Raw genomic sequence first — 7,487 nt, 5'->3', positions numbered from 1 at the left:
GTTGATGCTGTTGATGCTGTTGATGCTGTTGATGCTGTTGATGCTGTTGATGCTGTTGATGCTGTTGATGCTGTTGATGCTGTTGATGCTGTTGATGCCGTCGATGCGATCGGCGCCGCTGATGCGCCCTGCGCAGCCGCCGCGGCTGCACGCTCAACCGGCGCGCGATCGGCCAATGCGCATGCGCCGCCGGCCGCCGCGCCGTCGTCGTGCGAGCCCGCTTCGCGCGCGTCGCCGCGTGCGGGCGCGAAAGGCGATTCGGCAAAGAGAGAAGCCATCTGCGAACGTTCCATCGTCGTAGTCGATCGCGATGCCGATCGATCGTCAAAAAAACCGTCCGCCCGGCGCGCGAGCGCACGCGAACGAAACGGATCGCCCACAGCGTAAGCGCGCCGCCCGGCCCGGCAAACCATGCAAATGCGATATGGATTCCGATATTTATTATTTATCTGTTGCATGATCCTGGCGGTAATCTGCGCTCCGGATTCCCGGCCCGCGTGCGCTTTCACGCCGCGCGCCGGGCCGGCATCGAACCGCCCGGCCGTGTGCCCGGGCGCCCCGCATCGGAGACACAGATGAGCGTCGAGATCATCGGCATGATCCAGAGCCAGAAGCAGTCGGAGATCCATCCGCCGACCGGCAACGCGGTCGACCGCAACTACGTCCGCGCATTCGCGCAGGCACACGAGCGCGCCGGCTTCGACCGCATCCTCGTGCCGCACCATTCGACCGGGCCGTCGGCAACGCTGACGATCTCGTACGCGGCGGCCGTCACCGAGCGGGTTCATTTCATGCTCGCGCACCGCCCCGGCTTCACCGCGCCGACGCTCGCCGCGCGGCAGATCGCGACGCTCGACCAGTTCAGCGGCGGCCGCCTCGCGGTCCACTTCATCTCGGGCGGCTCCGACGACGAGCAGCAGCGCGACGGCGACTTTCTCGGCCACGACGCGCGCTACGCCCGCACCGACGAGTATCTCGGCATCCTGCGCCGCATCTGGACGGCGGACGAGCCGTTCGATCACGAGGGCGTCCACTACCGCTTCAGGCAGGGCTATTCGGAAGTGAAGCCCGCGCAGAAGCCGCACGTGCCCGTGTATTTCGGCGGCGCGTCGGATGCGGCGCTCACGGTCGCCGGCAAGCACGCGGACGTCTATGCGCTGTGGGGCGAATCGCTCGACCAGGTGCGCGAGCTGACCGCGCGCGTGCGCGCCGCGGCGGCCGCGCACGGCCGGCACGTGCGCTTCTCGGTGTCGTTCCGCCCGATCCTCGCCGCAACCGAGGGCGCGGCGTGGGCGCGCGCGCATCGCATCCTCGACGAGACACGGCGGCTGCGCGAAGCGGCCGGGCTCGGCGTGGGCAGCCCGCAGCAGAGCGAAGGCGCGCGGCGGCTGCTCGCCGCGGCCGAGCGCGGCGCGCGCGTCGACACGCGGCTGTGGACGGAAATCGCGAGGCTCACGGGCGCGCGCTCGAATTCGACCGCGCTCGTCGGCACGCCCGAGCAGGTCGCCGACGCACTCGCCGATTACTACGACCTCGGCGTCACGACGTTCCTGATCCGCGGCTTCGACCCGCTCGACGACGCGATCGATTACGGCCGCGAGCTGATCCCGCGCGTGCGCGAGCGCGTCGCCGCGCGCGACGCGGCCCGCAAGGTCGCGTGAGCGAGCCGGGCTCGATCGACGTCGCGCCGACTCGACGGCCGCATCGGCCATTCGCGCGCCCGCTCCTCGGCCCATTCGCATCAATCGCCGCTCAGCCGATCCGCCGGCCATTGCGGACCATCGCAAACCGCCGCCAGCCGCCATCAGCCACCGCCACTCACGCTAATCAAACCGTCCACGCCATGTCCGCCGTCCTGTCCGCCGAAACTCGCTCCGCATCCGGCCTCGCGCTCAATCCGCAGCCGCAGCAGAAATTCTGGTTCGATCCGCCCGCGCCGCGCATCGGCATCGAAGCGGAGCGCCGGCACCGGCGCGAGCGGCTCGCCGGCGCGTTCCGGCTGTTCGCGCGGCACGGCTTCGATCGCGGCCTCGCCGGCCACATCACCGCGCGCGATCCGGAGCTGACCGATCACTTCTGGGTCAACCCGCTCGGCGTGCATTTCTCGCGGATCAAGGTATCCGATCTGCTGCTCGTCAACGGCCGAGGCGAGACGGTGATCGGCGACCGGCCGCTCAACAAGGCCGCGTTCGCGATCCACGCCGCGATCCACGACGCGCATCCGCACGTCGTCGCGGCCGCGCACACGCATTCGACGTACGGCAAGGCGTGGTCGACGCTCGGCCGCCCGCTCGACCCGCTGACGCAGGACGCGTGCGTGTTCTTCGAGGACCACGCGCTCTTCGACGACTTCACCGGCATGGTCGTCGACACGGGCGAAGGCGAGCGGATCGCCCGCGCGCTCGCGAAGCCCGGCGGCGGCGGCACGCACAAGGGCGCGATCCTGCGCAACCACGGAATCCTGACCGCCGGGCCGAGCGTCGAGGCGGCCGCGTGGTGGTACATCGCGCTCGACGACACCGCGCACACGCAATTGCTCGCCGAGGCCGCGGGCGCGCCGCGCCCGATCGACGCGGTAACCGCACGCCATACGCACGGCCAGATCGGCGGCCCCGACGGCGCGCTGCACGCGTTCGAAAGCCTGTACGCGGCGCTCGTCGCCGCCGAGCCCGACCTGCTCGACTGAGCGCGACCGACGCGCGGTCGCGCCGCTTCAACCCTCGCCACGCCCGGAGATCTTCGTCATGACACGTGCCCCCGACGCCCTTTCGCCCGACGCCGCGCCCGCCAGCGACGCGCGCGCGCCGGCATCCACGCCGCCCGCATCGGGCCGCCGCAAGCTGCTGCGCGCGGCGGGCGCGGCCGCGCTCGCGGCCCCGGCGCTCACGCTCGGCCGCAAGGTCTGGTCCGCGCCGCCGCTCAAGAAGCTCACGTTCGCGTGGAACCAGAACGCGTTCTGCCTCACGCCGATCGTCGTCGCGAAGGAGCTCGGCTTCTTCGAGAAGAACGGCCTGTCGGTGGACCTGATCAACTACAGCGGCTCGACCGACCAGTTGCTCGAATCGATCGCCACCGGCAAGGCCGACGCCGCGGTCGGCATGATCCACCGGTGGCTCAAGCCGCTCGAGGCGGGCTTCGACGTGAAGATCATCGGCAGCTCGCACGGCGGCTGCGTGCGCCTCGTCGGCGCGAAGGCGGCGGGCGTCACGTCGCTCGCGGCGCTCAAGGGCAAGACGGTCGGCGTGAGCGATCTCGCCGCGCCCGGCAAGCACTTCTTCTCGATCCTGCTCGCGAAGCACGGCGTCGATCCGGAGCGCGACGTCGCGTGGCGGCAGTATCCGGCCGATCTGCTCGGCGTCGCGGCCGACAAGGGCGAGATCCAGGCGATCGCCGACGGGGACCCGAATCTCTACCTGCTCGAAAAGCGCAGCGCGGGCAAATACGCGGAGCTCGCGACGAACCTGTCCGGCGAATACGCGCGCAAGGTGTGCTGCGTGATCGGCGCGCGCGGCGCGCTCGTGCGCGACGACCGGCCGGCCGCCGCCGCGCTCGCGCGCTCGATCGTGCAGGCAACCGACTACACGCACGAGAATCCGGGCGAATCGGCGAAGGTGTTCGCGAAGTATTCGCCGAAGATCGATCCGGAGGACCTGCGCAAGCTGTACGCGACGCTCACCTACACGCACCATCCGACCAACGTCGATCTGCAAAGCGAGATCGCGTTCTACGCGGACGACTTTCGCCGGATCGGCGTGATCAAGAAATCGACCGACCCGCAGCGTTTCGCGCGGCAGGTCTATGCGAACGTGCTGGGGTGAACCGATGGCGACGCTACCTCACGCAACGTCCGCGACGCCGTCGGCCGCCGTCGACGGCGCGCGAACGCGCTCGGCCGGCATCGCGGCCGCCTCCGCTTCCGCCTCCACGTCGTCGCCCGACGTTACCGCGCAGCGCGCCGCACGCACGCCCGCCTTAGGGTGCGGCGCGTGCGCGGCGACGCGCGACGCCGCCGCACGCCGCGCGAACGCCGCCGCGCCGTGGCTGACCGGGTTCGTCGCGGCCGTCGCCTGGCTCGCGTTCGGCGCGATCGCGCGGTTGTGGCCGAACCGGATCGTCGGCTTCGCCGACTGGGCGTACACCGACGAGATCGGCGCCGCCGCCTGGGCCGTCGCCGCCGCGCTGGCCGCGCTCGCGGCGCTGAGCGCGTTCGCGCGCGTCGCGCCAGGCCGGCGTGCCGGCGCGGCCGTCAAAGCCGTCAAGGCGCTCGAGGCCCTCGCGGCGCTGCGGCGCGCGGGCCCGTGGCTCGTCGCGCTGCCGCTCGGCCTCGCCGCCTGGGAGATCCTGACCGCGAAGACCGCGCTGCTGCCGACGCCGTTCTTCGCGCCGCCGCAGGCGCTGATCGAAGTGGCCGTCGACGACTGGCCGCGCCTCGCCGGCAGCGCCGGCAACACGCTGAAGCTGCTCGGCATCGGCTTCCTGTACGGCGCGATCGTCGGCTTTCTCGTCGGCGTGTCGATCGGCTGGTCGCGGCGCATCGGCTACTGGGTGCATCCGGTGCTGCGCGTGCTCGGCCCCGTGCCCGCCACCGCGCTGCTGCCGCTCACGTTCTACTTCTTCCCGTCGAGCTATTCGGCGGCCGCGTTCCTGATCGCGCTCGCGACGGGCTTTCCGGTCGCGGTGCTCACGTGGTCCGGCGTCGCGGGCGTGAACAACGCGTATTACGACGTCGCGCGCACGCTCGGCGCGAACGCGCGCTTCCTCGTGCTGCGCGTCGCGATTCCGGCCGCGCTGCCGCAGGTGTTCGTCGGCCTGTTCATGGGTTTGAGCGCGTCGTTCACGGTGCTCGTCACGGCCGAGATGATGGGCGTCAAATCGGGTCTCGGCTGGTATCTGAGCTGGGCGCAGGGCTGGGCGTCGTACGTCAACATGTACGCGGCGCTCATCGTGATGGCGCTGCTGTTCTCCGGACTCATCACGCTGCTGTTCGCGGTGCGCGACCGGGCGCTCGCGTGGCAGAAAGGAACCGTCAAATGGTGAGCGAAACGATGGCGACGCGGGCGGCCGATGCCCGCGCCGGCGCACGCGCGGCCCAGTCGAACGCGGCCGCGACGTCCGCCGGGCCGAGCGCCGCGCCGGCCGGCGCGCGCATCGACGTGCGAAGCGTCAGCCACTGGTTCGACACGGTGGGCGGGCCGCTCCAGGTGCTCGACGACGTGACGCTGTCGGTCGCGCCCGGCGAGTTCGTCGCGCTGCTCGGGCCGAGCGGCTGCGGGAAATCGACGCTGCTGCGGCTCGTGGCGGGGCTCGATGCGGCGACGCACGGCGCGCTGTTGCAGAACGGCGCGCCGATCAGGCGGCCCGACCCGTCGCGCATCGTCGTGTTCCAGGACCCGACGCTGTATCCGTGGCGGCGCGTGCGCGCGAACGTCGCGCTCGGGCTGCAGGCGCGCGGCGTGCTGAAGCGCGAGCGCGGCCGCGTCGACGAAGCGCTCGCGCGCGTCGGCCTGACCGAGTTCGCCGATGCGTTCCCGCATCAGCTCTCGGGCGGGATGGCGCAGCGCGTCGCGCTCGCGCGGGCGCTCGTCAACGATCCGCAGTTGCTCGTGCTCGACGAGCCGCTCGGCAAGCTCGATTCGCTGACGCGGCTCGCGATGCAGGCCGAGCTCGCCGCGCTGTGGCGGCGCACGCGCTTCTCCGCGCTGCTCGTCACGCACGATGTCGAGGAGGCGCTCTTTCTCGCGCAGCGCGTGATCGTGTTCGGGCCGCGACCCGCGCGCATCGTCGCGGAGCTGCGCGTCGATCTGCCCTACCCGCGCCATCGCGGCGATCCGCATCTCGCCGAGCTGCGGCGCGACGCGCTGTCGCATCTCGGGCTCGACGCGAGCTGGTGAGCGGTGGCGGCGCGGCGAATGACGGCCGGAAGGCGCGGCGTTGACGGCGCGCGATCCGTTTGCGCGGAACGCGCGCCCGACGTCGCGCGCATGCGGCTTGCAGGCGATGCGCGGTGGGATGTCGGGTGGGATGTCGCGTGTGATGTGATTCGCACGCGGCGCGGCGCACCGCGCTCGTCGGCGAAGCGATGAGCCCGCCGCCCGCCGAGCTCTGGCTGAACGCGCTGCTGAGCGCGCTGCACGCGGCCCAGCTCGCGCTGCTGCATGCGGCGCATGCGCTCGGGCTCGCGGGCGACAGTCACGGCCAGCCCGCATGGCCGTGGGCGCGGCGGATCGCCGCCGAGACGCTGCGGCTCGATCTCGGCGCCGCCCGCGCGCTTGCCGCGGCGCTCGCGATGACCGCGATCGCGTTGCCGATCGCGGCCGCCGCGCTCATGCGGCGCCGACGGCGCATCGCACTGTTGGCGATCGCCGCGCTACTCGCCGCGTGCGCGCCGTGGCCCGCGCCGTCGCTATGGCTCGCCGACGCCGTGCCGACCAGCTTCCACGCGAGCCCCGAGCCGTTCTCCGTCGCATCGGCCGTGCGCGGCGCGCGCGTCTACGCCGCGCACTGCGCGAGCTGCCACGGCGGCGACGGCCGCGGCGACGGCCCGCTCGCGCACACGCTCGAGCGCTGGCCGCCGACCGTCGTCGGACCGCTGCTCGGCCGCCGCCTCGACGGTGAACTGTTCTGGCGCGTGCTCGCCGGCATGCGCGACGCGCACGGCGCGCGGACGATGCCGGGCTTCGCGGGCCGCCTGTCGGACGACGACGTCTGGGCCGCGCTCGACTACCTGCGCGTGCTCGCCGCGCGCGGCGGCGCGCATGGCGGCGACGGCTGGCCACTGCCGGTGCGACTGCCCGCGCTCGACGTGCGCTGCGCCGGCGGCCCGCCGCAACCGCTCGCGCACTGGCGCGGCGGACAGCGCGTGCGCGTCGTCGTGCTCGGCGAGCGGGACACGCCGCCTGTCGAAGACGCGCGCTGGCAGACGCTGCTCGTCACGCGCGACGGCGGTTCGCCCGCGGCGCCGGGCGCGGCCGGTCGCGCGGCCTGCGTCGCGGCGACGCCCGGCGCATGGGATACGTTCGCCGCGCTCACGGGCGTCGCGCCGCGAGCGTTCGCCGGCGCGCAGTTGCTCGCCGACCGCGACGGCTGGCTTCGCGCGGCGGCCAAGCCCGGCGCGCCCGGCTGGCGGGACGCCGATCTGCTGTGCGCGTCGCCTCGTCCGTCGCGCCGCCCGCAGCCTCCGCCGACACCGGCGCGCGGCGGCGACGCGCTGACCGCGCTGCTGTTGCGCATCGATGCGGAGCCGGTGCGCGACGTGCAGGGCGGCTTCGTTCATTGAGGCGCGGGCCATGCACGATGGACGACGGCCGATGCCGGCGACGACCGCGCCGGCGATGCGGCAACGGAAAGCGACGTCGATTGAACTTTTCGGCTCGACGCGCGCGATTCGAATCGCGGGCTTCGGGCTTCGGGCTTCGGGCTTCGGGCTTCGGGCTTCGGGCTTCGGGCTTCGGGCTTCGGGCTTCGGGCTTCGGGCTTCGGGCTTCGGG

Annotated in this window: 6 protein-coding genes and 2 pseudogenes; all 8 read left to right on the top strand. The window is 72.5% G+C overall.

The genetic code is table 11. The annotated features are described in order from the left end of the window. A pseudogene (locus X946_RS34930) lies at positions 1-387 on the top strand (hypothetical protein); the annotation flags it as partial. Between the two features lie 188 nt (positions 388-575). Beyond that, positions 576-1,661, top strand: a complete 1,086-nt coding sequence (locus tag X946_RS03775; RefSeq protein ID WP_038744301.1) for an LLM class flavin-dependent oxidoreductase — start codon at positions 576-578, stop codon at positions 1,659-1,661. Between the two features lie 182 nt (positions 1,662-1,843). Further along, positions 1,844-2,686: a class II aldolase/adducin family protein gene (locus tag X946_RS03770; protein ID WP_038744298.1), complete on the top strand. Its 843-nt coding sequence runs from the start codon at positions 1,844-1,846 to the stop codon at positions 2,684-2,686. Positions 2,687-2,744: 58 nt separating this feature from the next. Beyond that, positions 2,745-3,818, top strand: coding sequence for an ABC transporter substrate-binding protein (locus X946_RS03765; RefSeq protein ID WP_038744296.1), 1,074 nt, complete (start codon positions 2,745-2,747; stop codon positions 3,816-3,818). Positions 3,819-3,822: 4 nt separating this feature from the next. Beyond that, entirely contained in the window at positions 3,823-5,037 is a 1,215-nt protein-coding gene (locus tag X946_RS03760; RefSeq protein ID WP_038744293.1) for an ABC transporter permease, read from the top strand. After that, entirely contained in the window at positions 5,031-5,891 is an 861-nt protein-coding gene (locus X946_RS03755) for an ABC transporter ATP-binding protein (protein WP_038744290.1), read from the top strand. Before X946_RS03760 ends, X946_RS03755 begins: the two co-directional genes overlap by 7 nt. Before the next feature lie 188 nt (positions 5,892-6,079). Next, positions 6,080-7,276: a c-type cytochrome gene (locus tag X946_RS03750; protein ID WP_038744288.1), complete on the top strand. Its 1,197-nt coding sequence runs from the start codon at positions 6,080-6,082 to the stop codon at positions 7,274-7,276. 31 nt (positions 7,277-7,307) lie between these two features. Beyond that, positions 7,308-7,487 (top strand): annotated as a pseudogene (locus tag X946_RS36015) (hypothetical protein); the annotation flags it as partial.

Source organism: Burkholderia sp. ABCPW 111 (genome assembly GCF_000773065.1).
Taxonomy (GTDB): Bacteria; Pseudomonadota; Gammaproteobacteria; order Burkholderiales; family Burkholderiaceae; genus Burkholderia; species Burkholderia savannae.
The sequence above is the reverse complement of the archived record's forward strand: the minus strand, read 5'-3'. Positions and strand labels throughout refer to the sequence as shown.